Consider the following 26,444-nt stretch of genomic DNA (forward strand, 5'->3'; position numbering starts at 1 on the left):
GAGGTCGCGCCCACCGGGTCGCGCCGTAGGCGCGCCCGATGACAGGCTCCGGCGCGGGTGAGGGTTTTCTCCTCTAGGGGATTGTCCCATTGCGGAAACACCCTCTCCCCAACCCTCTCCCGCAAGCGGGAGAGGGAGCGCACCTCCGTCTTTGCTACGATCGAGCATCACTTCATCGCGCTTTAGTCGATCATCTCGGCCTTGTCAGCATCCTGTCCCGGCCCGTCGCGATCGCGCCAGAACCAGACGGTTACGACGCCGGAACGGCCGCGGACCTGGGCGAGCAAGGGGCCGGACAGAACACCGTCGGGCGCGCCCTGGAAGTCGGCCGCATCCAGCAGCGTGTCGCTCAGCGCGAGGCGCGCATCGTTCTGGGCGGCAATCTCCATCAGCCGGCTTGCGACGTTGACGGTGTCGCCTGTCGCCGTGATGTGCTGATGGCTTTCGCCGAGTCGCGAGGCGACGATCGGGCCGCAATGTGCGCCGATCTTGTAGCCGAGTTGACCTGCGATCGCCGGCGGCAGCGAGGCGATCCAGCGTGCGAGGCCGCGATGCAGATCGACCGCGCATTTCAGCGCGCGCGCCGAATCGTCGGGCATCGCGCGCGGTAGCCCGAACAGGATCATGGCGCCGTCGCCGAGAAAGCCCGTGATCATGCCGCCGCAATCGATCGCGATCCGGTCGACCAGCGCATGAAACGCCTTCAGAATATCCGTGAGCTCGTCCGGATCGATCCGCTCGCTCAAACCGGTGAAACCGGAGAGATCGACGAACACCACGGCTGCATCCTGCCGCACCGGCTTCGACAGGAAGTTCGGATCTCGCGAGAGCCAATCCCGCAGCGCCGGAGCCTGGAATTGCGCAAGCGACCTGCTCTTAGCGGCGAAATATTGCGTGCGGCGGCCTCCGGCCCACAGCTGCACGCCGGCAAAGACCGCAACCGGCGGCACGGCGGCGGCGAGCGTGGTCGCGGCGTTCAGCCAGACGCCGTGCGTGAACGCGAACAGGTTGAGCCCGGCCCAGGCGATCATCACCGCGGCCGCCGCCATGGTGCCGAGCGCGATGCGCCGCCAGGCGAGCAGGCCGACCAGCAGCACCGGCAGCAGGATCGCCGTGAGCGCGTCGGCAATGCGGACCCGGTGGTCACGCAGGATGGCATCGCCGGCGACGAGATGCGTGATTGCGGTCGAGACCACCTCGACGCCGGGCATCAGGGAATCGAACGGCGTCGGATAGAAGTCGCCGCCGCCGGCGACGGAGGCGCCGATCACGACGATACGGTTCTCGATGGCCGCGCGATCGAGCGTGCCGTCGAAGATGCTCTGTGCGCTGACGGTGCGGATGGTGCGGCGCGGGCCGTAATAGGTGATCGGCAATGCCAGATTGCTGTCGGTCGGCACCACGCGATCCCCGAGCATGAGATGGCCTGGCGCGACGGTCAGCGGCTCGTCGAGCGCGCGGGCCGCGACGCGCAACGGAAACGACAGCTCGACCTTGTCGCGGGTCCGGAACAGCATCGGCACCGAGAGCGGCGAGCCTGATTGCCCGGTCGCGACATTGACGATGCCGACCTCGGCGTGCTCGGCGAATGCGGGCAATGGCTGCAGGAAACGCTCGGCCTCCGGCAGCACGGCGAGGGGACCTTCTCGGCTGGGTGCCACTGTTTCGCTGGCGGAGGGGAAGATCGCGGCGGCGGCGAGCACCATGGGACCGGTGGCCAATGTGTTGGCCAGCGTCGCATCGCCGATCGCGGCGCTGCGGTCGACCAGCAGCAGGTCGATCGCTACGACCTTCGGCTTGAACTGCACGATGGTGTCGACGACGCGGGCAAGATCGGCGCGCGGCAGTGGATAGGTGCCGCCGCGCTTCACGACGGTGTCGTCGATCGCAACGATGGTGACGAAATCCGGCGGACGCCGCACGCCGCGCGCCTGCGTCCGCCAATCCGTCAACGTGGCTTCGAGGCGGTCCAGGAAGCGCAGATGGCCGTCGGCGTGCATGGCATAGATGCCCGCGCCCCACAGTGCGGTGAGGACGAGTGCCACCAGGATCTGAACGCGTCGGCTGCGCATGCGGTCTTGCAATCGTATGATCCAAATCTCATGGGCCCGGCTTTGCCGGCCCGGGCTCATTGCCCGAGTCTGGCCATGAGCGCGTCAACGCGCGGCTGGCCCCAGGTCTTGACGGTCAACGGACCGGTTGGCTCGACATCGACGCCTTCTCCGGGGCCGAGCACGACGGCGCGTCCACGAGCCCTGCGGCTCACGCCAACCCGGCCGTCTGCGACGAACACGGAAGTCTTGGCGTCAGCGACATCGACCGCCCATTTCGTGCCGCGCACCGCGGCAATCGCTTGCGGCGTCAGCACCTTGAAGGGATTGCCGCGCGGCTTCTTGGGCACCTCGATCAGCAGCGCTTTGCTGCTCAACTCCACGGAGTCTATATGTCCGTCGCGGTTGGCGTCCTTAAGTTCAAATCTGGCGCCGTTTTCCGCAACGATGGTGATGCCGTTGTCGCAGCGCCAGGTCTGCGTCCCGGCAGCCGACGGCGATGCCGTGCAGCCCGCATTCGCCGCAGGCTGCGCAGTCGCAGATCCGATCAACAGAAACGACCCCGCCAGGGCGAAAAACCCTGCGCGCGCGATCCCTCTCATGCCAGCCTCCGTTTTGCGTGCTCGGCACAGCTCAGGGCAGGATGATACGGTACCGTATCACGCGCAGAGGCTGCTGAAAAGTGCCGAAGTGGGAGCTATTTTCTCGCGGCGGCGATGTCCAGAACCGCGACGATCAACTTTCAATCACGGCGCCGTGCCGCGTGAGGTCGCCCGGCGCCATAAGCATGCACCATTCCCGCGCGGCCGACGAGGCCAATCCGACGCATCGTCCACCAGCCTCGCGCAACGCTGGCACGTTACGTTCAGGGGCAGTTGAGGACCACGAAAATGACGTTCTCAAGTGCGTCATGGATGTGGCCGCAGACGTCCGCAGAGCGTGCTGAACCGGCCGAGAATTATAGTTAACAGACCCGACTAAGTCCGTAGTTCTGCGGGCTTTTTTCTCAAAACGGGACAGCATTAACGAGCTGCCGCAGATCCGCCCGAACTTAATCCGCATTTAACTAAAAGTCGCCTTAATGACGCTCCGACCCTCTGCGAGATGCTGTTCCCGGATCGTGACCAGCGGCACTTCGAAGGGGGACTGAGTGACACCGTCCTGGACGCAAGGCGAATGAGTACGAGTATCGCTGCGCAGAGTAACGCGGCACGGAAGTCCAAGAATTTCTCGAAGACCAATTCGCGGAAATCTTCCCGGAAAATGACCACGACCAATTGGCTTGGCGCCGCGGCGATCGGCTGTGCCGTGATGGGCGCCGGCTGGACTATCCACAGCAACATCTTCGGCGCGAGCGTCTATCCCTCGGTCGGCAGCGTCGGCTACGACGAGCCGGTGATCAAGCGCGCGCCCAGGGTGGTGCTGCGCGAGGCCGGCGAGGCCATCAAGGAAACCTTCGCGCTGCTGCCCGACCGCCTCCAGGTCGCAGCTCCGATCTCGCGCGAAATGTTCAACGAGCGCTTTGCGGCGGCCGCAACGCAGGGCGTGCCGTCGAATGCCACAAGCGCCGCACCCCCGGCGCAGGTCGTTGCGGTGGCCAAAGACGCCCCGAAGCAGGGCGTGATCGCGAAGGTCGCGGAGGCGCTGAAGCCGGCAGCCAAGGGCGCCGACAACGCCGCGGACAAGACCAAGCGCGCGCCGGCTGCCCAGCTGCAACTCGCCTCGGCCGACCCGGCCGAGATCGTGCCGGCGCCCGAAGCCAAGCAAAAATCCTTTGCCGATCGCGCCAAGGCCGCGGTGATGTCGATCACCGCTCCGCGCCAGGCAATGGTGGAAAAGCTGTGGGGCAAGCGCGAAGCGTCCGGCGGGCTGCTCGCCTACGCCTCGGCCGATGCCAGCATCACCGCGTCCATCGCCCCGAAGGAGCAGAACCCGATGTTCGGCGGCGCTCCGCCTTATGAGCGGGACACCGCGGTCTACGACATCACGGCCAAGATGGTGTATCTGCCCGACGGCACCAGGCTCGAGGCGCATTCCGGCCTTGGCGCCAACCGCGACGATCCGGACTCCCGCCGCCTGCGCATGCGCGGCGTGACGCCGCCGCACATCTATACGCTGAAGCCGCGCGAGGCGCTGTTCCACGGCGTGCCGGCGCTGCGCCTCACCCCGATCGGCGGCGAGAGCGCGATCTACGGCCGTGACGGCCTGCTCGCCCACACCTTCATGCTCGGGCCGGGCGGCGATTCCAACGGCTGCGTGTCGTTCAAGGATTACTACGCGTTCCTCGACGCCTACCGCAACAAGGGCATCCGCAAGCTCGCGGTGCTGGCGCGGGTGGAGTGAGGCGTAGCGTGGCCGCCGGTGCGGGCACAGCCAGCTATCGCTTGACGAAGGTGAAGCTGCACGGACGCTGTTCGTTGCGTTTGCCGCTGCCACGACTGCGCTCGAATTGCGCGTCGATCGTGTATGCGTAGGATGAGCCGGGGGCGACGTTGTTGATGGTGTAGGCGCTCGGACCGGTGAGGCCGCGTGCACTGAGCGTGCTCTTCCCATCAGCCGATATCTGACCGTCGATTTCGAGCGTACTGTTCGTACGCGGGTCCCGGTCCTCTGCATGAAATACGCCGTTCGCGACCGTGGCCGACAGCGCGCGGGTATAGCCCAATGCCTTGCCCGAGCTGGCGCAGTTCACGGTGACGTCCCACTTGCCATCGAACGTCTTGTTCTCGCCGCTCGTCGGCGCAAGTGCCACCTTTTGTTTCAGGCTTTCGATCCGCGCCCTGGCCAGATTGGCGAAGGTGCAATTCGGAAAACGTGCGAGGTGATCCTCAAAGGCGCCGACGGTGCCGATTCCATCGGCGGCCCTCCAATGTACTTCCGCGGATGCGCAAGGATCAGGCCGAGATGCACCTTGCGGAGCCGCAACCGTGACCGATACCGGTCCGTTCAGGTAGAACCTCCCGATGATCGACAGCGAAAGCTCCGGGAGCTGGGTCTTGCCGCTGCTCTCGTAGACGTCGCTGCTGATGTCGCGGAAGACATCGCCGATCTCCTGGGGCTGCTCGATGTGCTTGAGGAACGCGGTGGTATAGGGACTGTTGCGGCCGGTGCCATCGGCGGCCACCTGACCTGATTGCGTCGAGAACGACACGATCGTGCCGCGAGGAGCATCGACTTTCGACAGCCCCCGTCCGATCGAGGCGGCGCGCGTCGTGCCGGCGGAACGCTTGAGAGTTTCCGCCAGCGGATTGTCGCGGCAGGAATCCAGCACCAGGATGCGCAGGTTCTTGGCCTGCTGCAGATCGTTCACGATATCGTCGACCCGCACGAAGCGTTTGAGATCCGCCTCATCCGTGAGCACGGCATCGACGGGCATGAGGTAATTCACGCCGTTGTACTGCATCGCATGGCCGCTGTAGTAGAACATGGCAACATCTGCTCGGCTCGCCGCTCGCGCAAAGCGGATGGTCAGGTCCTGCATGTCGGCCTGGCGCAAATCGATGCCCTGGAGCACCTCGAAGCCGCTGCGCCTCAGCGAGGCAGCGACGTCCTCGGCATCATGCAGGGGGTTGGAAAGCTTCGCGGTCGAGACGTAGGCGCCGTTGCCGATGACCAGCGCGACCCGCGTGTCCGCCGATGCCGGAGCAAGGCCCAGCCAGCAGGCGAGGAGAGCGACGCAAGTCCGTGCCAGGCACATTCCGGAAGAAGCACGCATGAATGCCGTCCCAGGAAATATCGAAAAATATCCCTGAGATTAGCGCATGCCGCGCCGACATCAATGCTCTGCCTTGCCTGCGGCGCAGATCGCACCGCATCCCGTCACGCCGCGCTCGCCGCAACGGTCTTGCGCAGCGCCATCTCGGTCGCGATCGCGCGCCGGACCGCGGGGCGGGCCTGCATGCGTTCGAGATAGGCCGCGAGCGATGGCCATTGCGCGATGTCGATCCCTGCCGGACGGAGCAGCAGCAAGGTCCAGGTGAGATGGGCATCGGCCACGGTGAAGCCGTCGCCGACGAGGAATTCGCGGCCCGCCAGATGCGCTGCCGGCACCGACAAGGTCTGCATGATCCTCGCGCGCGGCTTGGCCAGCGAGCCGTCGTCCTTGTACCAGAAGGTCGGAAACAGGAACGCCTTGTGGATCTCGGCGCTGACGAAGCTCAGCCATTCCTGCAGGCGATAACGATCGAAGTCGCCGGGCCGCGGCGCAAGGCGTGCCTCCGGCTTCACATCGGCGATGTATTGCAGCACCGCTGCGCTTTCCGTCAGCCGCTCGCCGTTCTCCAGCACCAGGACCGGCACCGCGCCCTTCGGTGACACGCGGAGGAAATCGCCGCCATCGTCCACGAGCCGCTTGGTCCAGATATGGGCGAGGTGATACTGCGCCTCGATCCCGGCCTCCAGCAGCGCGATGCGGCTCGAGAGCGAGCAGGCCATCGGAAAGAAATAGAGCTGCAGCATCGGGACGGTCTCCTCAGGTCAGTGCGTCGCTCTGCGCGATGATCGCGAAGCGATCCGACAATTCGGCCAGAGCGACCTCGTGAACAATTCTCGCCGGCAGCGTGCCGCCGCGCCCGTCGGGAAGATCGCGCGTGGCGCAGGCGTCGGCCGCGATGGTCGTGCGCAGGCCGAGATCGAGCGCGGCGCGCGCGGTCGAAGACACGCACATATGCGTCATGAACCCCGCGAGCACGATGTTCTTGCGCGCCGTGGCGGCCAGCCGGGCCTGCAGGTCGGTGCCGGCGAAGGCATTCGGCAGCGCCTTCTCGGTCACGGGCTCGGTCGCAAGCGGCGTCAGGCGCTCGACGATGGCGCCGCGCGCCGCCTCGCGGTCGAACAGGCCGCCGGCGCGGCCCTTGTGCGCGACGTGGAAGATCGCAGCTTTGCTCTCCCGTGCGCGCGCGAGCAGGCGCGCAGCCGCGGCGATCGCCGCTTGCGCATCGGGCAGGGCGAGCGGGCCGGCGCAATGTCGATCAGAACGAGGCATGTCTCGTTGAGCTGGGGCGGATCGAGATCGGCGCCGGCGAGTTCGAGCAGCGTCTTTGGAGCGGTCATGCCGTCAGGCCCTCGTGAATTCGGATGCGTTGACATTAGCGCAGCAGCAGCCTGCCATTGTGCAGGACTATTGCAGCTGATGGCTGCAAATTTGCAGGCAGCGGCGGCGCCTGCTAGGCTCGCCCGATGAATTGGGACGATCTGCGCATCATCGCTGCGGTCAGGGACGAGGGCACCTATGCCGGCGCCAGCGCGCGGCTGCGCATCGACGAGACCACCGTCGGCCGCAGGCTTGCGCGCATCCAGCGCGATCTCGGCGTGAAGCTGTTCGATGCGGTGGACGGCGTGCGGCGGCCGACGCGCCAGTGCGAGGCGGTGCTCGCGCATGTCGGTGCGATGGCCGCGCATGCGGCGGCGATCGACCGCATCAAGGAAAGCCAGGTCGGCCCGGTCGGGCGGCTGCGCATCGCCTCGACCAATGCGGTCGCCGAGGAGCTGCTGGCGCCGCATGCGAGCAGCTTCCTGCGCGATCATCCGGGACTGACGCTGCAATTCCTCACCGCGAGCGGCAACGTCAAGTTCTCGCGCTGGCAGGCCGATCTCGCCATCCGCCTGCGCAAGCCGGAGAAGGGCGACTTCACCATCTCCAAGCTCGGCGACGTCAGGCTGTACTTCTTCGAGCCCGCGGACCGCGGCGGCAGTGAGCCCATTGCGTGCGTCTATCCGGACGAGCTCGACGCGATTCCGGAAGCGCAGTTCTTGCGTGCGAAGCGGCTGACGAACGTGCGCTGCGTCACCGACAATATCCGCATCATCCGCACCATGATCCAGTCGCATCAGGCCATCGGCGTGCTGCCCGAGCACAGCTGCGGGCCGCTGCTCGCCGACCGCAGCCTGCGCGCCACCCTGCTGCCGAAGCGCCGCGACGTCTGGCTGCTCGTGCAGAACCACCTCAAGCGCGATCCTGCGACACGCGTGACGATCGCGTGGGTGAGGGCGTGCTTCCAGGACGTCTCGCGCAATTGACATCGCATGTTACCGTGATCGTCGCACCACGGCGCAAGCAGATCGAAGTGGACGGAGAAGTTCGGGCGCAGCCGCCGCTAAGTCTGTGTAGTTGGAATGGTCATCGGCCCTTACGTATATGCGACCGATGAACGCAGAAGTAGCAGAGCGTATTGATTGTATCTTTAGCTCCCGCTTTTATGGATGCTACTTCAGCGGGTAGTATTTTTCGGGTGGTGGTCTTCGTGTCATTCAACCCGGTCATTGCCCTAGCCCGCCGTTATTTGCGCTACCAATTCGTAAGCGCCAACAATCATCTCCATAATCGTTCGATGCCTAAGCGGAAGGTGAGTGCGCGTCCCAACTCTCGGGAGACACGCTCGAAAACCAACCTTTCAACTCAGATCATTGGAGGAATTGCATGCCCCATTCGATATTTGCGGCTGGTACCTCGAGGATTGAGACCCGGCATAGAGAATTTGGCACGGAAGTTGTTCATGTGCCCGGATTGAAACCCCATGACCTGATACTTCTAACCCCATACACGCAGAATGGTGGCCCGTCTGGCCCTGAAGGAAAGGGGCCCCTTTATTGCGCCTTCATCAGCGAGAAAAATCAGGAGGCCTTTGAAATTCTCGTTTATGACATTCAGGGTGGCAGATTCAACGTTGTGGTGACCGTGGATTGGGCTGTCGTCCGCCAATAGTGCCCCAGACGATCAGGATCAGTTGTGAATCGACTTGCTGCACTTGATAACTTGCAGGTCGATACAAAAAACTTTGTAGTGCAGCTGCTGCCCTGCTACTGAACAGCAAATCACATTCAATACCGATTTGTGCCCTGGGCCTCGCGCCCGGGGCGTTTTGTTTTGAGCGTAGCGGAGTCGGGTGTGACCGAGAGGAAGCTCGCCACCAAAGGTGTCCCATAAGAGCGGAAAGAATTCTTATTGGGACGCTGCGACTAGGTCCTTTGCACACGAATCTTCAGGGTTCGTTCAAGAGCCTCAAGCCGCCCGGCCGTCCCGCCTATATCTTATTTGAAAGCGAGGGCAGACTGATGCGCGATTGGTGGGCTCCTTGCTCAAGCGACTGCCCGCCCATGTATGCCAATTGTTGCTTCCGGCCTCTGGACCGGCAACGGAAAACACGCGGGCGGCGCAAGGTGCTCCAGCGAAAAGTTCGGAGGCGGGCTGCAATGCAGCAAGCGGCCCTTCACATCGGTGTTGCCGCGGTCTGCGATGAACGCGATCGGCGCGAGGCGCGACCAATTTGAGCTCGTCGGGGATTGAGCGCGCTCGCAGGTTGCGTCATCCTGGAGCCGCAACGTCTTGATCAGGGAAGGCACATGACCGTTCTTCAGGAATCGATCCGCCCCGCAGCACGATCCAGCGACTGGAAGGCGATCGTCGTCCTGATCCTCATGATCCCGGTGCTGTGGTCGCCGGTGATCCTGTTTCGCTTCGTCCTGTATCAGCCGTTCAACATTCCGTCCGGTTCGATGACACCGGCGCTGATGGTCGGCGACTACGTCTTCGCCGCGAAATATCCCTACGGGTATGGCCGCTATTCACTCCCTTTCGCGTCGTCCTGGATCTCGGGCCGCATCCTCGCCGCCGATCCCGAATACGGAGATATCGTGGTATTCCGGACGGCGAAGGACAGTTCTGCCGACTACGTCAAGCGCGTCGTCGGCCTGCCCGGAGACCGCATCCAGATGCGGCAGGGCCGCCTCATCCTCAACGATCGCCCGGTGACCCGCGTCGCCCTGGAAGCGACATTTGCCGACGAGGCCTGCGGCGTGGACGACGGTGCGGCCGTCAAGCGCTGGCGCGAGACGCTGCCGAGCGGCGCGTCCTATGTGACATATGACTGCCTCGACGACGGCTATCTTGACAACACCAACGTCTTCACCGTGCCGCCGGGCCACATCTTCGTGCTCGGCGACAACCGCGACAATTCCACCGACAGCCGCATGTCGACATTCGGCTTCGTGCCGATGGACAATCTCATCGGCAAGGTGACGCGGATCTTCTGGTCGCTCGACGAAGACGGCGAGCCGCGCTTCGAGCGGATCGGGAAGGCGGAGTGAGGGGGAGCCTTTCCGCCGTCATTCCGGGGCGCGCCCTCTTGGGCGCGAGCCCGGAATCCATAATCACAGCCAGATGGAGTGGGCCCGCTATGCCCGTCGCCCGTGAGTTTCGTGGTTATGGATTCCGGGCTCGCGCCCAAGGGGCGCGCCCCGGAATGACTGGTTGAGAGAACAGAGGCCCCCCAAAACAAAAACCCCGGCATCGCTGCCGGGGTTTCGTAGTTCTCGAGGTGGTTGGACCTCAGAAATCCATGCCGCCCATGCCGCCGCCCGGGGGCATCGCCGGGCCGGCGCCGCCCTTCTTGGGCAGCTCGGCGACCATGGCTTCCGTGGTGATCAGGAGCGCGGCCACCGAGGCAGCGTTCTGGATCGCGGTACGGACCACCTTGGTTGGGTCGATGATGCCCTTCTTGACGAGGTCGGCATATTCGCCGGTCTGGGAGTCGAAGCCGTAATTGTAGGCCTTGTTCTCCAGGATCTTGCCGACGATCACCGAGCCGTCTTCACCGGCGTTGATCGCGATCTGGCGAGCGGGGGCCGACAGCGCCTTGCGCACGATCTCGACTCCGGTCTTCTGGTCGTCGTTCTTGGTGCGCAGACCCTTGAGCTGCTCGGAGGCACGGAGCAGAGCGACGCCGCCGCCCGGAACGATGCCTTCTTCCACGGCTGCGCGGGTCGCATGCATCGCGTCATCAACGCGATCCTTGCGCTCCTTCACCTCGACCTCGGTCGCGCCGCCGACGCGGATCACCGCGACGCCGCCCGCGAGCTTGGCAAGACGCTCCTGGAGCTTCTCACGGTCGTAGTCCGAGGTGGTCTCCTCGATCTGCGCCTTGATCTGGGCCACGCGCGCCTCGATGTCGGCCTTCTTGCCGGCGCCGTTGACGATCGTGGTGTTCTCCTTGTCGATCATCACCTTCTTGGCGCGACCGAGCATGTTGAGCGTGACGTTCTCGAGCTTGATGCCGAGGTCTTCCGAGATCGCCTGGCCGCCGGTCAGGATCGCGATGTCCTGCAGCATGGCCTTGCGGCGATCGCCGAAGCCCGGAGCCTTGACGGCCGCGACCTTCAGGCCGCCGCGCAGGCGGTTCACGACCAGGGTCGCCAGGGCTTCGCCTTCGACGTCCTCGGCGACGATGACCAGCGGCTTGCCGGTCTGCACCACGGCCTCGAGCAGCGGCAGCAGCTCGTTCAGCGAGGAGAGCTTCTTCTCGTTGATGAGGATGTAGGCGTCATCCATCTCAACGCGCATCTTGTCGGCGTTGGTGACGAAGTAGGGCGAGATGTAGCCGCGGTCGAACTGCATGCCCTCGACCACGTCGAGCTCGGTCTCGAGCGACTTGGCTTCCTCGACGGTGATGACGCCCTCGTTGCCGACCTTCTTCATGGCGTCGGCGAGGAACTTGCCGATCTCGGCATCGCCGTTCGCCGAGATGGTGCCGACCTGGGCGATCTCGTCGTTCGAGGTGACCTTCTTCGAGTTCTTCTCGAGGTCGGCCACGACGGCTTCGACCGCGAGGTCGATACCACGCTTGAGGTCCATCGGGTTCATGCCGGCGGCGACCGACTTGGCGCCTTCCTTCACGATCGCCTGGGCGAGCACAGTGGCGGTGGTGGTGCCGTCGCCGGCGGCGTCAGCGGACTTGGAGGCGACTTCGCGCACCATCTGCGCGCCCATGTTCTCGAACTTGTCGTCGAGCTCGATCTCCTTGGCGACGGTGACGCCGTCCTTGGTGATGCGAGGAGCGCCGAACGACTTGTCGAGCACGACGTTGCGGCCCTTGGGACCGAGCGTGACCTTCACCGCGTTGGCGAGAACGTCGACGCCGCGCAGCATCTTGTCGCGCGCTTCAACCGAGAATTTGACTTCTTTGGCTGCCATCTGGAGTTTTCCTTAGGTGAGTTTGACTGGAGGGAGGAGAGGGGCTCTTAAGCCGCCTTCTTCTTGGACTCGCTGACTTCGAGAACGCCCATCACGTCGCTCTCCTTCATGATCAGCAAGTCCTGGCCGTCGATCTTGACCTCGGTGCCGGACCACTTGCCGAACAGCACGCGGTCGCCGACCTTCAGGTCGATCGGGATCAGCTTGCCAGCTTCGTCGCGGCCACCGGGGCCAACGGCGACGACTTCGCCCTGGGAGGGCTTTTCCTTGGCAGTGTCGGGAATGATGATGCCGCCAGCGGTCTTCTCTTCTGCGTCGATGCGCTTGACCACGACGCGGTCGTGAAGCGGACGGAATTTCATGCAGTCCTCCTAAGCAATTGCACGTGTTGAGGATTTTGAGATTGTTAGCAGTCGTTGCCCGTGAGTGCTAGCACGGGCGAGCCTGAAATAGGACAGGAATTTTGCGGGGGCAAGGGTTTGTAGCAGAAAAATTAGCAGCCGAAAGCGCGGACTGCCAGAAACCCCTCGCCATCGTTAACCGCCTTGGAGGCCTCTCGACGCCTCTTGGGTGACCGTATTAGCACGGAGTCGTCTCTGCTGCTAAAGCATTGAATTTCAACAGCTTGTTAAACTTTTGGGCTTGAGATGAGTTGTCAGTTTGCGTCACATTTCTCTCATGTGAGCGCATCGTTTCCGGGTGGCTCCCCGGGGCACGGACCAAGCCACTCGCCGGATGCGCTCCTGCAAAGGAGGTTTGGCATGGGACTGCGCGTTGGGGGCGTTTCCGAGGAATTCCGGAAACAGATGCTGGGCTACGGGCTGACGACGGCACAAATTCTCTATCGGATGCCGGATCATCCCTCGCTGCTCCAGACCTATGTCTGGCAGAACTACGACATGTTTCCGAAATTCCCCGCGCTGACCGATTTCCTGGCGTTCTGGCAGGAGAAGCTCGACGGTCCCCTCCATTCGGTGACGGTGGCCCATTCCAAGCTGATCAAGCCGGCCGAGCTTCGCGCCGTCGACGGCGTGTTCCGTCTGCATTGAACGGAGCACCGGTCTCGTAGGGTGGGCAAAGGCGCGCTCTTCGCGCGCCGTGCCCACCGTCTGTTTCCGATTGAGAGAAGTCGTGGGCACGCTGCGCTTTGCCCACCCTACGATGTCACGCACCGACAGCGCCGTTGCAATAGCGTGTCCACATCGCGCGATAGGCCGCGTCCACCGCTTGTGCATATGAGATGGGGTTGCCCGCGGCCGCGGCGTTGATCGTTGCGGGCAGTTCGCGGCGCAATTTGTCGAGCTCGCCGATCTCGGCCGCGCGGCTGGCCGCGATCTCGACATAGGCCTCCTCGCTGTCGGCGACCCAGTCCGGCAGGCCAAGTGCGGTGAGGATGGCGCCGGCAGCGCGGCCGGGCAGGCTGTTGCCGAGCTTCGCCACCACGGGCACGCCCATCTGCAGGGCTTCCCATGTGCTGACGCCGCCGTTCTGCGGGAACGGATCGAGAGCAATATCGATGCGATTGAACGATGCCAGATGCTCGTCGCGCAAGGTGGCCCCGAGCAGATCGACGCGTTCGGCCGGCAATCGGCAGGCCGCAAATCGCGCCAGCAGCTTGTCGCGGACCAGCTGGTCGTCGAGCGCAACGTCCTTGATCAGGAGGCGCGAGCCCGGCACCCACTCGAGGATCCTGGACCAGACTGCCGCCGCCTCGTCCGAGATCTTGCTGATGCGGTTGAAGACACCGAACGTGACGAAGCCGTTCGAGAGAGCCGGCGTTGCGGCTCGCGCAATCCCGGCCGGCAGCGGCGCCAGCGTCACGAAGCACGGCAGGTCGACCACCTTCTCTGCAAACAGATGCCGAACCTCGTGCGGAATCCCGACCGGATCCGAGAACAGATAGTCGATCGCCGGCAACCCGGTGCCGGTGCCGTGGCCCCAGCCGTGCGCCTGGATCGGTGCCGGCTTGCGCGCAAATACGCCGAGGCGGTTTCCTCTTGTATGGCCGGACAGATCGATCAGGATATCGATGCGATCGGCGCGAATCTGGACGGCAAGGCGATCGTCGCTCCATTGCGAGGCGTCGCGCCAGCGATCGGAAATGCCTTGAAATTCGCGTGTCGTCGCATCCACTCTCGCCGAGCACGAATAGCAAACGATTTCGAACTGGGCGCGGTCGTGGTGTTGCAGGACAGGCTTGAAGATGAACGCAGCCGAATGCGCGTTGAAGTCTGAGGAGACGTAGCCCAGCACCAGGCGACGATCCGGATCGCGGCTGTTGTCATGCGGTGCCGCCGCTTCTGAAGCGATTTTCGCCCCGATCCGCTCCCACCATACGCGTCGCGCCTGCTGATGCCGCTCGACGCTGGCGTCCGGCACGAAATCGAGCGTGAAGATCTTGCTGGAGATCGCACTCTCGAGGTCGGGCCTGATGTCGAGGGCTCTGTCGAAACTGGCGAGGGCTTCGTCGACCCGGCCCAGTCCGGCAAGACAAAGGCCCAGCACCAGATGAGCTTGATCGGAATCGGGCGCGATCGCGAGCGCCTTCTCGCAATCGGATAGTGCCTGGGCCACCTGCCGGGTCTGGAGCAAGACATTGGCGCGCCAAAGCCATCCGTTCACGTCGTCAGGGGCGAGGGCGATTGCCCGGTTGCAATCCGCCATGGCCTCGTCGAATCGCTGCAACTCCCGGAGTGCCACGGCGCGGTTCGCCAGCGCCGCCGCATAGTCGGGCTTGATCGCGAGCGCGCGGTTCAGGCTTGCAAGAGCCTCGTCGTAGTTGCGCAGACGGCAGAGCGCAGAGCCACGGCCGTTGTAGGCTTCGGCAAGATTTGCGTCGATGGCGAGCGCCCGATCGTAGCTGTCGAGCGCTTCCTGGTAGCGATCAAGGGCCGCGCTCGCGTTCCCGAGGTTGGAGAGGGCGAGGGCGTAGTTGGGCCGCAAGGCGAGGGCCTTGCGGTAGCTCTCGCGGGCCTCAGCGTGACGTTTCAGCCCGTTCAGCGCGACGCCCAGACTCATATGGGCTTCGGCCGAGCGCGGATCCGCGGCAACCGCCCGGCTCAGCAGGATCTCGGCCTGCTGATAATTCCCAGCATCGGACTCCAACGCGCCGAGCATATGCAGCGCGATGAATTGATTGGGCGCGATCTGCAGGAGCTGGCGATAGGCAGCCTTGGCTTCGGAGAGGCGGCCCTTCTTGTGCAACTCGAGCGCTTGCCCGAGCAACGGCAGCACGTCGGCCTGTTGCCGCTTCTGAAGCCGGGCATTTTGAAATGCACGCTGACCGACATTGCTGCCCATGAATCAATTCCCCGAATGTCCCGGCGAGACTAGTTGAACGCGAGAACGAAGACGAGACGACCCCCGCCCGCCACGACAGCTTGGGGCAAGCTACGATCGACAACGCGATCGCGTGACTGGGCAACATCCTCTTACCCTCCCCTGGAGGGGGAGGGTCGATCGCGCGAAGCGCGAGCGGGGTGGGGTGATCTCTCCACACGGGCAGTATGCGACGTGGAGAGACCGTCACCCCACCCCGTCTCACATTTCGCTGCGCTCAATGTGAACCGACCCTCCCCCTCCAGGGGAGGGTATGATCGCGGATGCGGCGCTACTCAACCCAACGAGCTCTGCAATTGCTGCCTCGCGCGGGACTAGGGTAAGCTGGCGTACAAGCCATACCCGTGCGACGGGCGCGGCTCAGAACAGGGAGGCACACAATGGCCAAGCAAAAGGCATCGAGGCCCGCATTGAAGACCGCGGTGAAGAAGCGGAGCGGCGCCAAGGCGGCGGCGCGATCCTCGGCACGCAAGGTCGTGAAGGCGAAGGCGCGTAGCGCCGCTGCGAAAAAGCCCGCACGTCCGAAGCAGCGCATCGCCGTCAGCCATCACCGCGAGGAAGACTTCAAGGCCGACGGCCTGCGCGCCTACGCGAAGTATCGCGATCTCGGCATCGCCGAGGCGACCCATGGCCTCGCGCAGGCGCATGTGATCCGCTTGCAAGGCCCCTGCAATCCGGCCGAGGTCTCCAAGCTCCACTATCACGACGTCGAATTCCAGATGGTCTACGTGCTCAAGGGCTGGGTGAAGACCTATATGGAAGGCCAGGGCGAGACCTTGATGCAGCAAGGCAGCGCCTGGACCCAGCCGCCGAAGATCAGGCACATGATCCTGGACTATTCGGACGACGTGGAGCTGCTGGAGGTGATCCTCCCCGCTGAGTTCAAGACGGTGGAGCTGAAGGCGTAAGCGCAACTCTCGATCGCTAAAATGCGGTCGATCCGAGAAACCGGGCGGTCAGCAATCGGGATGATTTCAGCCGCCCCGCAAGCCTGGCGCTAACCAGTCGAAAATACCTCTCGCGTCAACTCAAGGCTGTGACAACGCGGGAGATGCTTCATGGCGACCAACACTTTTGGCCGACGCGGCACCGTGGCGCCAGCTCCAACAGCATCGTTTCGACCCGCCGCCGCGCCGATCGTCATAGAGAAGCCCTCCTCAAGCGAGGAGACGCTGTTTGCCGACAACAAGCTTCTGGCCGACATTCCCTTCCTCACCATCGGCCTGATCTTCGGTCTGCTCCTGATCTTCGTTCTGCAACGTAGTCTCGCCATCGACATCGCGCGAGACGGCGACCTCGATGTCCGCTCGTTGATCGCTCAAGGCGCGTCCGGCTACGATCTCGTCGTCGGACGGGGGGAGTGGTGGCGGATCGGCCTTGCACCGCTTCTGCATGGCAGCGGATGGCACCTCGTGAGCAATTGCGTTGCGCTGTTCATCGTCGGCGTCAGGCTGGAGTCGCTGATCGGCCGCGGCTGGTTTGCGCTGATCTTCGTTGCCAGTGCACTGGCCGGAGAGGCCGGCTCGCTGCTGGGCAACGGTCCCGGCACGGTCGGCGTCGGTGCATCGGGCGCCATCACCGGGCTGATCGCCGCGCTGTTCGTGGCGAGCTTCGATCCCGAAGCGGACGCCGATCAAACTATATCGCGGCTGAAGACGTCGCTGTTTTTCGGCGTTCCCGCACTGCTGCCAATGGCCTTTGGTGCGTCCGGCAACGTCAACTATTACGCCCATGCAGGTGGCGCCGTGGCCGGCGCCGCGCTCGCCGTCACGCCGTGGCTCGCCTTCTGGTCCTATGACAGCCTGCCGCGGAGCGCGAGCATGACCTTGTTGGCAGGATCCATCGGATCTCTCATCTGCGCCGGCTTCGCCGCCGCGCATTATTCGGCCTACATGGCCGATGCCGCGCACTATATCCGCGCCTCGGAAGTGCCGATGAAGGGCGATGAGATGGCCAGCCGGTCGCTCGATCTCGTTAATCGCTACCCGAAAGACGCGCGGGCTCACGTCTACCGTGCCGTCTTCTTCCTGGAACAAGCGGATATCAAGGCCGCCGAGAGGGAAGCGCAAACCGCCATGTCGCTCGCAGCTTCGGATGTGGCGGGTGGGCCGGTCCGCTCCGGGGCGCAGGGCTTGATGGCGGTGTTGCTGTGGGTGCAGGGTCGAACCGACGAGGCAAAGGCCATGGCGGCCGAGCCGTGCCGTGCCAAGATGCCTGAGGTGCGTCGCATCCTGCAGAAGTCGAAATTGTGCGGTTGAGGCCTATACTCCTTCGGTCGTCATTGCGAGCGCAGCGAAGCAATCCAGAAATGTATCCGCAGAGGCAGTCTGGATTGCTTCGTCGCAAGAGCTCCTCGCAATGACGGTGGAGAGAGACCTACGCCAACACCCCCACCACCGCTCCCATCAGACACGTCGTGAGCGTCCCCGACACGATCGACTTCAGCCCCAGCGCATTGATCTCCTCGCGCCGCTCCGGCGCCATCACCCCTAAGCCGCCGATCATGATGCCGAGGCTGGCGAAATTGGCGAAGCCGCACATCGCATAGAGCATGATCAGGCGCGAGCGCGGATCGAGCGTATCGGGCGGCAGCTTCGAGAAGTCGACATAGGCGATCAATTCGTTCAGCACCGTCTTGGTGCCCATCAGGCTGCCGGCGGTGATCGCCTGATCCCACGGCAACCCCATCAGCCAGCACACCGGCGCCATGACGAGGCCGAGCAGCCGCTGCAGCGAGATCGCGGCGCCGCCGACGTGTGGGAGCAGGCCGAGGATTGCGTTGACGAGATAGACCAGCGCCACCAGCACCAGCAGCATCGCGACGATGTTGATCAGCAGCTCGATGCCCGCGCTGGTGCCTTTCACGATCGCGTCCATCGTGCTGACGACCTCCGTTTGCGGATCCTCCAGCGCGCCGCCGGTGCGCTTGTCGGAGGTTTCAGGCACCATGATCAGGCTGATCAGGATCGCCGCCGGCGCGCCGAGCACCGAGGCGATGACGAAATGTGCGGCGGCGTCGGGAATAAGCGGGGCCAGCAGCGTCGCATAGAGCACCAGCACCGTGCCGGCGATGCCGGCCATGCCGCCGGTCATGACCAGGAACAACTCGCTGCGCGTCATCTGTGCCAGATACGGCCGCACGAACAGCGGTGCCTCGACCATGCCGAGGAAGATGTTGGCAGCGGTCGAAAGCCCGACCGCGCCGCCGACGCCGAGCGTGCGCTCCAGCAGCCAGGCCATGCCGCGGACGATCGGTGGCAGCACGCGCCAATAGAACAGCAGCGTCGTGAGCACGCTCATGACCAGCACGATCGGCAGCGCCTGGAACGCCAAAATGAAGTCCGCGCCCGGCGCCTTCAGATCGAACGGCAGGGGTCCGCCGCCGATATAGCCGAACACGAACGCGGAGCCGGCCCGCGAGGCCGCCGAGATCGCGCCGACCGCCTCGTTGATGGCGCCGAAGGCATGAGCGACGACCGGCAGCTTCAGCAGCACGAGGGCGGTGACGAAGGTCGCGGCGAGGCCGATCGCCGCCTGGCGCAGCGACACGGCGCGCCGATTCTCCGCCAGCGCGAAGGCGATCAGCAGCAATGCGAAAATGCCGAGTGCAGATTGCAGGCGCAGCATGATGTCCCAAGCCCCTCGATGATTATGGCCGTGCCTGCGCTGCAAAGGCAATGCCGACGGGGCGGGGAAGCGGGCCGCGTTGTTGGGGCTCCGCTCTCTTCGCGTCATTGCGAGGAGCTCTTGCGACGAAGCAATCCAGAATCTCACCGCGGCGGCAGCCTGGATTGCTTCGCTGCGCTCGCAATGACGATTGTTGAGATGGCGTGGAGACTTAACTCGCGTCACACCCGCGGCCCGGCAGCAGCAGGCGCCTCTTGACGCCTACTGTGCATGGGGTTGTTTTCGCGTTTTTTGTTCAGCCCCGCCCCACGAACGGCATCTTGGTCGCCATGACAGTCATGGTCAGCACGTTGGCATCGAGCGGCAGGCTGGCCATGTAGGCCACGGCGTCGCCGACGGCCTTGGCGTCCATGCGCGGCTCGTGCTTGGTGGTGCCGTCGGGCTGCAGCACGCCGGGGCCGTTGACCATGCGGTCGGTCATCGGGGTTGCGGCATTGCCGATGTCGACCTGGCCGACGGCGATGTCGTACATGCGGCCGTCGAGATTAGAGGCCTTGGTGAGGCCGGTGATGGCGTGCTTGGTCGAGGTATAGGCCGCCGAGAACGGCCGCGGCGCGTGCGCCGAGATCGAGCCGTTGTTGATGATGCGGCCGCCGCGCGGGGTCTGGTCCTTCATGATGCGGAAGGCGTGCTGGGTGCACAGGAACGGGCCGGTGAGGTTGGTGTTCACCACGGCCTGCCATTGCTCAAGGCTGAGGTCCTCGAAGTTGACGGCCGGCGCGCCCATGCCGGCATTGTTGAAGAGCACGTCGAGCCGGCCATAGGTCGCCTTCACCTTGTCGAACAGCGCGGCGATGGAGTCCGGCTTGGTCATGTCGGCGGTGACGCAGAGGCTTTTTCCCGCGGGACCGAGCTTTGCAGTCTCCTCGAGCATGTCGAGCCGGCGGCCTGCGAGCACCACGGTGAAGCCACTGTTCATCAGCGCCAGCGACGCCGCGCGCCCGACGCCGGTGCCGGCGCCCGTCACCAATGCGATCTTTTTCGCTTCACTCATCGTTTCCTGCCTTCTCTCTTCTGCTGTCAGGTTTTGGGTTCTTTGTCGTTCTTGTAGGGCGGGCGCGGAATGTTCTGATGAGCCGCGCGCAAGGCCGCCGACCAGCGCGAGCGAAGGTCGTGGAAATAGGGCTCGCCCGCCTCGATGCGATGGTTGAGATCGGCTTCGCAGGCGTCGGTGCGCACCACCAGCACGTCGATCGGCAGGCCGACGCCGAGATTCGAGCGCATCGTCGAATCCATCGAGATCAGGCCGGTCTTCAGCGCCTCATAGAGCTCGACGTCGTAATGCATGGCGCGGTCGAGCACCGGCTTGCCGTATTTGTGCTCGCCGATCTGCAAGTAAGGCGTGTCGGTGGTGCACTCGATGAAATTGCCGGCGGTGTAGACCATGAACAGGCGCATCCGCGCGCCCTTGATCTGGCCGCCGAACAGAAAGGAGACGTCGAAGGACACGTCCTCGGATTTCAGCGCCGGCCCTTCGGTGGCGTGCACCGCCCGGATCGCCCGGCCGATGCGCTGGGCGGCCTGGAACATGGTCGGCGCGTTCATCAGCGTCTCGATCTCGCCCGTATTGGGGTCTTCGAGGCCCTCGGTCAGCGTCGACAGCACCGACTGGCTGATGGCGAGGTTGCCGGCACTGGCGATCGCCATGATGCGCTCGCCGGGCTTGGAGAAGATGTGCAGCTTGCGGAAGGTCGAGACGTTGTCGAGGCCGGCATTGGTGCGGGTATCGGCGATCATCACCAGACCGTCCCGAACCAGGATTCCGCAGCAATAGGTCATTTCCAGTCCCCGAACGCGTTTGCGCGGAATTACTAGCCAATTTCAGGGAGCCATGAAACCCCCGATTCCCGCGGGGGAAGGCTGTCATTCCGGGGCGCGACGAAGTCGCGAGCCCGGAATCCATCGAGCCGCAGCGTTGGTGGATAAATGGATTCCGGGCTCGCGCGACGCGCCCCGGAATGACGAGCAAGGTACGCTGCGGCGACCGCCCACCTCAACCCGCCGCATCCACCAGAAACGCCTCGTCAACCGGCACGCCGAGCGCCGTCACCAGCCGGTTCGTCTCCGCGGCCATGCCCACGATGGCGAGCAGTTCGCCATATTCGGCCTCGGTCATGCCCCTGGCCCGTGCGGCGGCCGTGTGCGAGTGGATGCAATAACTGCAGCCGTGCGCGACCGACACCGCGACGTAGAGCATTTCCTTGACCTTGGGATCGAGCGCGCCGGGAGCCATCACCTCCTTGATGCTCTCCCAGGTTCGCCGCAGCGTCTTCGGATCATGCGCCAGCGCGCGCCAGAAATTGTTGACGAAGTCCGATTTCCGCACCTTGCGGATGTCGTCGAAGACGGCGCGCGCTTCAGCCGAGAGTTCATCATCCGAAAGCAGTTTCACAGTCGCCATGGCTACCTCGCGGGTCTCATCCGATCCCGCGATTGTAGCACGCCGAATGTGTTCGGCCGGCGGCTGCTAACTAGCCCTGCCGCTGGGACTGCGATTGCGACTGCCCGCCGCGGCCGGCCTGTTCGACCTTCACCGCCACCGTCAGCGTCTCCGTGCCGCCGCCGTAGCGCGTGCCGCGCACCGGGGCCGCGCCGAGATAGTCGAGCCCGATCGCGAGGCGGACATGAGCATCGGTAGCGCAGATGCTGTTGGCGGGATCGAAGCCGACCCAGCCGAGATCGGGCACGTAGGCCTCAGCCCAGGCATGGCCCGCTTCCTGATGAACCGTATCATCTGCGCGCAGGAAATGCCCGGAGACGAACCGCGCCGGCACGCCGCCGGCGCGGGCGCAGGCAATGAAGATGTGCGCGTAATCCTGGCAGACCCCGCGCTTGAGCGTGAACGCCTCCGCTGCGGACGTGCCGCTGTTGGTGGGGTCCTCGTCGAACGTCATGTGATCGGCCACCTGGGTCATCAGCGTGTGCAGGAAGCCCAGCGTGTCGCTCTCGGCCTCGCTGCGCAACTGGCGCGCGACCGCCGTCATCGCCGGATTGACCGAGGTGAGGTCGGTGACGCGCAGGAACATGCCGGGGGGAAAACGCTCGTCGCTGCCGCGCAGCACGCCGCCGGTGTCGTGGGTCTCGATCAGCCCTTCGGCAATGATCTGGATGTCGCCGACGGGCCCGCAGGACAGCACGTGGGTGACGTTGCCGAACGCGTCCTCATGCATGTCGAGCTTGGTGTCGGTGGAGACGTCGATCTGCCATTCCGCGACGTACTGCCCGTCATGGCTGCCCGGCGTCATGCGCAGGATCTGGATCACGCTGGTGGCCGGCGGCTCGTAGCGATAGGTCGTGCTGTGCTGGATTCGCAGGCGCATGGTGTTTTGATTCCGTCATTCCGGGGCGGTCCGCAGGACCGAACCCGGAATCTCGAGATTCCGGGTTCGCGCTGCGCGCGCCCCGGAATGACGAAGGCTGAGGTAGGTCCCTGTTCGACTAGATCAAATACTGCTTCGTGATGATTTCGCCCAGCCTGGAATTGTCCGCGATGAATTCCTGAATGAATTCATGCACGCCATGCTGGAAAATGTCGTTCATGTTGCTGTGTTCCAGCCGGTTGCGGATGCCGCGGGCGTGGCGCTGGGCCGGGCCCTGGCGGCCATAGGCGACGCCGATCTGGTCGAGGTTGCGCACGAGGTTGCCGTAGCAGCTGGCGAGCGAGCGCGGCAGCGTGTCGTTGAGGATCAAGAGGTCCGCGATCAGCCAGGGCTTCAGCGTCTCGCGATAGACCCAGTGATAGGCCGTCAGCGCCGAGACCGAGCGCAGGATCGAGCTCCACTGGTAGAAGTCGAGCGGCCCGCCGACATGCTCCTCCTCGGGCAGCAGCACGTGATACTTCACGTCGAGGATGCGCGCGGTGTTGTCGGCGCGCTCCAGGTGCACGCCCATGCGCGAGAACCAATAGGCGTCGTTGCGCAGCATGGTCCGATAGGCCGAGCCGTCGAAGCGCAGCGAGGTCTCCTGCACGAAGCGCAGGAATTTTGCGAGGTCCTCGCGCGTCGAGGTGCCCTTGCTCCACACCGCCTGAAGCTCGATCCAGGCCGAGTTGATGGTGTCCCACATCTCGCTGGTGAGGGCCGTACGCACCGAGCGCGAGTTCAGCCGCGCCGCTTCGATGCAGTTTCGGATCGAGGACGGGTTGTTCTGCGAGAACGAGAGATACTCGACGACGTTGTGCTCGTTGGCTTCCTCATAGGCCTGATAGAAGCTCGCGGCGACGCCGGCGGTGAGCAGCGCCGAATCCCATTCATTGGTCTTGCCGATATAGGCGGCGGGAAGCGCGGTGACGCGCAGCGTCGCATCGATGGTGCGCGCGAGATATTCGGCCCGTTCGACGTAGCGGGCGAGCCAGTAGAGGTTTTCGGCGGTACGCGACAGCATCTCTCTACTCGTCCAGAATCCAGGTGTCCTTGGTGCCGCCGCCCTGGCTCGAGTTCACCACCAGGGAGCCTTCCTTGAGCGCGACGCGGGTGAGCCCGCCCGGCACGATGGTCGTGCTCTTGCTGCCCGTGAGCACGAAGGGGCGAAGATCGACGTGACGTGGAGCGAGGCCCGACGCCGTGCAGGTCGGGCAGGTCGAAAGCGCCAGGGTCGGCTGGGCGATGAAACCTTCCGGCTCGCGCTTGAGCTTGTCGCGGAACGCTTCGATCGTCGCCTTGGTCGCGGCGGGGCCGATCAGCATGCCGTAGCCGCCGGAGCCGTGCACTTCCTTGACGACGAGCTCGCTTAGATTGTCCAGCACATAAGCGAGGTCCTTCGGCTCGCGGCAGCGCCAGGTCGGCACGTTCTTCAGGATCGGCTCCTCGCCGAGATAGAATTTCACGATGTCGGGCATGTAGGAGTAGATCGCCTTGTCGTCGGCGATGCCGGTGCCGACGGCGTTGGCGAGCGTGATGTTGCCGGCCGCGTAGGCCGACATCAGTCCGGGCACGCCGAGCACCGAATCGGGACGGAAGGTGAGGGGATCGAGGAAGTCGTCGTCGACGCGCCGATAGATCACGTCGACCCGCTTCAGCCCTTCCGTCGTCCGCATGAACACTTCGTTGTTCTTGACGACGAGGTCGCGGCCTTCGACCAGCTCGATGCCGAGCTTGTCGGCGAGGAAGGAGTGCTCGTAATAGGCCGAATTGTAGACGCCCGGGGTGAGCAGGGCGACTGTCGGCTCGCCGGAGGCGCTTTGCGGCGCGACCGAGCGGAGCGCTGCGAGCAGCTCGTCCGGATAGCGCTCGACCGGCGCCACCCGGTGGCGGGCGAACAGATCCGGAAACAGCCGCATCATGATCTCGCGGTTTTCCAGCATGTAGGACACGCCCGACGGCGTGCGGGCGTTGTCTTCCAGCACGATGAAGTCCTCGGCATCGACCCGGACGATGTCGATGCCGGCGATGTGCACGTAGACGTCGTGCGGCACCTGCTGGCCGTTCATCTCGGGCCGGAACACCGGGTTCTGGAAGATCAGATCGTCGGGCACGATGTCGGCGCGGAGGATGTCGCGGCCGTGATAGATGTCGCGCAGGAACATGTTGAGCGCGCGCACGCGCTGCTTCAGGCCCTTCTCCAGCCGCGCCCATTCCTTGCCGGACATGATCCGCGGAATCACATCGAAGGGGATCAGGCGCTCGGTGGACTCGGAATCGCCGTAGACCGCGAAGGTGATGCCGATCCGGCGAAACAGCAGCTCGGCTTCCTGGCGGCGATATTCGAGCGCCTCGGGAGGCGTCTCCTTGAGCCAGCGCGCCAGCTCCTGGTAGGCGGGGCGGAGGTCCCCGCCGGGAATGTTCATTTCGTCAAACGCGACTGCCATAGATCCCGACTTGTCTCCCCAGGCGTTGCGCCATGCGCCAGGTCGCGTCGGCCTTGATGAGACCGCAACGTCCTATGGCCATGCGTCAACAGTGCATGACTTTCATGTGGTAGCAAGGGCCGGGCCAGCGCGATAAGCATGGAGAGGGGGCATTTGCCGGCGACGGCCGACGGCGTGCCTGAAAAAATGGCTGAAGACTGCTTATTTCAGAAGCAAAACCGCGTGACTTCAACGCGTTACCTCGGCAAAGTCGGCGTCACAGGTGAGGGACTTAAGGCATGAGCGAGATCGTCACGGCGGGCATTCTGGTCATCGGAGACGAAATCCTGTCCGGCCGGACCAAGGACAAGAATATCGGCTTCATCGCCGAATACCTGACCAATATCGGCATCGACCTGAAGGAGGTCCGCGTCGTCTCCGACGACGAGCCCGACATCATCGCTGCACTGGATGCATTGCGGCATCGCTACACCTACGTCTTCACCACGGGCGGTATCGGGCCGACCCATGACGACATCACCGCAGATGCCGTCGCCAAGGCGTTCGGCGTCGGCATCGACCATCATCCGGAAGTGGTCGCCCGCTTCCGCGAGCGCTGGAGCGAGCAGGACCTCAACGAGGCCCGGCTGCGCATGGCCCGCATCCCCGACGGCGCCGAGCTGATCCAGAGTGCGACCATTCTCGCCCCCGGCTTCAAGATCGGCAACGTCATCGTCATGGCCGGCGTGCCCTCGATCATGCAGGCGATGATGGACATCGTCTCGCCCAAGCTGAAGTCCGGCGTGCGCATGCTGTCGGACTCGGTCCGCGCCAATGCGCGCGAGGGCGACATCGGCGGCCCGCTGCGGGAGATCGCCGCCGCCCATCCCGACACCATCATCGGCAGCTATCCCTTCATGGACGAGGAGCAGAAGCCCAACACCAATCTGGTGGTGCGCTCGCGCGATCCGGAGAAGCTCGCGGCGGCAATGGCCGCGGTGAAGGAAATGCTGGCGGGATTGAACGTCAACCGCTAGCAGGGAATTGCCGGAGGAGATTGCAGGAGACAGGCGATGGCTGGTGAAGCACCGGAACTGAGCGCGCAGGAGCGGGCAGGCAAGGCCTTCCCCGTCTCGTGGGACCAGTTCCACCGGGATTGCCGGGCGCTGACCTGGCGGCTCAACGAGGTCGGTCCGTTCCAAGCGGTGATTGCGATCACCCGCGGCGGCCTGGTGCCCGCCGCGATCGTGGCGCGCGAGTTAGGGGTGCGCATCATCGATACGGTCTGCATCGCCAGCTACGACCACAACAAGCAGGGCGAGCTCCAGGTGCTCAAGGGCATTTCCGAGGCGACCATGACGCTCGGCGGCGGCACCGGCAAAGGCCTGTTGATCGTCGACGACCTCGTCGACACCGGCAAGACCGGCAGGATGGTGCGCGAGATGCTGCCCGATGCGCATTTCGCCACCGTCTACGCCAAGCCGATGGGACGCCCGCTGGTCGACACTTTCATCACCGAAGTCTCCCAGGATACCTGGATCTTCTTCCCCTGGGACACCGCACTGTCCTACCACCCGCCGCTGCGCGACGGCGCGGCGTGACCAGAGCGAATGGC

22 protein-coding genes and 1 pseudogene are annotated in these 26,444 nt (G+C 64.4%); 8 read left to right on the forward strand and 15 right to left on the reverse strand.

Annotated features, from left to right (window positions below):
- Window positions 1-182 precede the first annotated feature (182 nt).
- Both ABIA40_RS06585 and ABIA40_RS06590 read right to left on the reverse strand, forming a co-directional pair.
- A complete protein-coding gene (locus tag ABIA40_RS06585) occupies window positions 183-2,072 on the reverse strand; it encodes a CHASE2 domain-containing protein (RefSeq protein WP_271544819.1) in 1,890 nt (629 codons plus the stop codon).
- A gap of 56 nt (window positions 2,073-2,128) precedes the next feature.
- A complete protein-coding gene (locus tag ABIA40_RS06590) occupies window positions 2,129-2,653 on the reverse strand; it encodes a FecR domain-containing protein (RefSeq protein ID WP_271544817.1) in 525 nt (174 codons plus the stop codon).
- Window positions 2,654-3,314: 661 nt separating this feature from the next.
- On the opposite strand from ABIA40_RS06590, the gene ABIA40_RS06595 reads away from it, so the two are divergent.
- The gene (locus tag ABIA40_RS06595; RefSeq protein ID WP_225139793.1) at window positions 3,315-4,394 is read left to right on the forward strand and encodes a tlde1 domain-containing protein; all 1,080 of its coding nucleotides are present in this window, start codon (window positions 3,315-3,317) and stop codon (window positions 4,392-4,394) included.
- Window positions 4,395-4,428: 34 nt separating this feature from the next.
- Here ABIA40_RS06595 and ABIA40_RS06600 read toward each other — a convergent pair whose 3' ends face one another.
- From ABIA40_RS06600 to ABIA40_RS06610, 3 genes and pseudogenes are all read right to left on the reverse strand, one after another.
- Window positions 4,429-5,766: a caspase family protein gene (locus tag ABIA40_RS06600; RefSeq protein WP_271544813.1), complete on the reverse strand. Its 1,338-nt coding sequence runs from the start codon at window positions 5,764-5,766 to the stop codon at window positions 4,429-4,431.
- 104 nt (window positions 5,767-5,870) lie between these two features.
- Window positions 5,871-6,509 (reverse strand): glutathione binding-like protein, encoded by a 639-nt coding sequence (locus tag ABIA40_RS06605; protein WP_271544811.1) that lies wholly within the window; start codon window positions 6,507-6,509, stop codon window positions 5,871-5,873.
- A gap of 13 nt (window positions 6,510-6,522) precedes the next feature.
- Window positions 6,523-7,103 (reverse strand): annotated as a pseudogene (locus ABIA40_RS06610) (isochorismatase family protein).
- Window positions 7,104-7,229: 126 nt separating this feature from the next.
- Here ABIA40_RS06610 and ABIA40_RS06615 point away from each other — a divergent pair.
- Window positions 7,230-8,069, forward strand: a complete 840-nt coding sequence (locus tag ABIA40_RS06615) for a LysR family transcriptional regulator (protein ID WP_404540042.1) — start codon at window positions 7,230-7,232, stop codon at window positions 8,067-8,069.
- Between the two features lie 1,323 nt (window positions 8,070-9,392).
- The gene (gene lepB / locus ABIA40_RS06620) at window positions 9,393-10,136 is read left to right on the forward strand and encodes a signal peptidase I (RefSeq protein WP_404540046.1); all 744 of its coding nucleotides are present in this window, start codon (window positions 9,393-9,395) and stop codon (window positions 10,134-10,136) included.
- Between the two features lie 241 nt (window positions 10,137-10,377).
- Here the strand turns inward: lepB and groL are convergent, their stop codons facing one another.
- Entirely contained in the window at window positions 10,378-12,018 is a 1,641-nt protein-coding gene (gene groL / locus ABIA40_RS06625; RefSeq protein ID WP_057029537.1) for a chaperonin GroEL, read from the reverse strand.
- 47 nt (window positions 12,019-12,065) lie between these two features.
- Window positions 12,066-12,380, reverse strand: a complete 315-nt coding sequence (locus ABIA40_RS06630; RefSeq protein ID WP_025037205.1) for a co-chaperone GroES — start codon at window positions 12,378-12,380, stop codon at window positions 12,066-12,068.
- 399 nt (window positions 12,381-12,779) lie between these two features.
- Between ABIA40_RS06630 and ABIA40_RS06635 the strand changes: the two genes are divergently transcribed.
- Window positions 12,780-13,067, forward strand: coding sequence for an usg protein (locus ABIA40_RS06635; RefSeq protein WP_036015394.1), 288 nt, complete (start codon window positions 12,780-12,782; stop codon window positions 13,065-13,067).
- A gap of 115 nt (window positions 13,068-13,182) precedes the next feature.
- Here ABIA40_RS06635 and ABIA40_RS06640 read toward each other — a convergent pair whose 3' ends face one another.
- Window positions 13,183-15,318 (reverse strand): tetratricopeptide repeat protein, encoded by a 2,136-nt coding sequence (locus ABIA40_RS06640; RefSeq protein WP_404540050.1) that lies wholly within the window; start codon window positions 15,316-15,318, stop codon window positions 13,183-13,185.
- Window positions 15,319-15,737: 419 nt separating this feature from the next.
- On the opposite strand from ABIA40_RS06640, the gene ABIA40_RS06645 reads away from it, so the two are divergent.
- On the forward strand, window positions 15,738-16,265 hold the full coding sequence (locus tag ABIA40_RS06645) for a cupin domain-containing protein (RefSeq protein ID WP_404540053.1): 528 nt from the start codon (window positions 15,738-15,740) through the stop codon (window positions 16,263-16,265).
- A gap of 150 nt (window positions 16,266-16,415) precedes the next feature.
- Entirely contained in the window at window positions 16,416-17,615 is a 1,200-nt protein-coding gene (locus tag ABIA40_RS06650) for a rhomboid family intramembrane serine protease (protein ID WP_404540056.1), read from the forward strand.
- 118 nt (window positions 17,616-17,733) lie between these two features.
- Here ABIA40_RS06650 and ABIA40_RS06655 read toward each other — a convergent pair whose 3' ends face one another.
- From ABIA40_RS06655 to ABIA40_RS06685, 7 genes are all read right to left on the reverse strand, one after another.
- Window positions 17,734-18,984, reverse strand: a complete 1,251-nt coding sequence (locus tag ABIA40_RS06655) for a NupC/NupG family nucleoside CNT transporter (RefSeq protein WP_404540059.1) — start codon at window positions 18,982-18,984, stop codon at window positions 17,734-17,736.
- Window positions 18,985-19,279: 295 nt separating this feature from the next.
- Entirely contained in the window at window positions 19,280-20,038 is a 759-nt protein-coding gene (locus ABIA40_RS06660; RefSeq protein WP_275511250.1) for an SDR family oxidoreductase, read from the reverse strand.
- Window positions 20,039-20,064: 26 nt separating this feature from the next.
- Entirely contained in the window at window positions 20,065-20,823 is a 759-nt protein-coding gene (locus tag ABIA40_RS06665) for a proteasome-type protease (RefSeq protein ID WP_025037198.1), read from the reverse strand.
- Window positions 20,824-21,037: 214 nt separating this feature from the next.
- On the reverse strand, window positions 21,038-21,445 hold the full coding sequence (locus tag ABIA40_RS06670) for a carboxymuconolactone decarboxylase family protein (RefSeq protein WP_271544789.1): 408 nt from the start codon (window positions 21,443-21,445) through the stop codon (window positions 21,038-21,040).
- A 70-nt stretch (window positions 21,446-21,515) separates the two neighbouring features.
- Complete coding sequence (locus ABIA40_RS06675) at window positions 21,516-22,364, reverse strand: transglutaminase domain-containing protein (RefSeq protein WP_404540064.1); 849 nt, start codon at window positions 22,362-22,364, stop codon at window positions 21,516-21,518.
- Between the two features lie 118 nt (window positions 22,365-22,482).
- Entirely contained in the window at window positions 22,483-23,427 is a 945-nt protein-coding gene (locus ABIA40_RS06680; protein ID WP_036015356.1) for an alpha-E domain-containing protein, read from the reverse strand.
- Between the two features lie 4 nt (window positions 23,428-23,431).
- Window positions 23,432-24,850, reverse strand: a complete 1,419-nt coding sequence (locus ABIA40_RS06685; RefSeq protein WP_036015353.1) for a circularly permuted type 2 ATP-grasp protein — start codon at window positions 24,848-24,850, stop codon at window positions 23,432-23,434.
- Between the two features lie 278 nt (window positions 24,851-25,128).
- Here ABIA40_RS06685 and ABIA40_RS06690 point away from each other — a divergent pair, with 278 nt between their 5' ends.
- Both ABIA40_RS06690 and gpt read left to right on the forward strand, forming a co-directional pair.
- A complete protein-coding gene (locus tag ABIA40_RS06690; RefSeq protein WP_271544785.1) occupies window positions 25,129-25,866 on the forward strand; it encodes a molybdopterin-binding protein in 738 nt (245 codons plus the stop codon).
- A gap of 36 nt (window positions 25,867-25,902) precedes the next feature.
- A complete protein-coding gene (gene gpt / locus ABIA40_RS06695) occupies window positions 25,903-26,430 on the forward strand; it encodes a xanthine phosphoribosyltransferase (protein ID WP_404540069.1) in 528 nt (175 codons plus the stop codon).
- The last annotated feature ends 14 nt before the right edge of the window (window positions 26,431-26,444 follow it).

Source organism: Bradyrhizobium sp. USDA 223 (assembly GCF_044909005.1).
GTDB lineage: Bacteria > Pseudomonadota > Alphaproteobacteria > Rhizobiales > Xanthobacteraceae > Bradyrhizobium > Bradyrhizobium yuanmingense.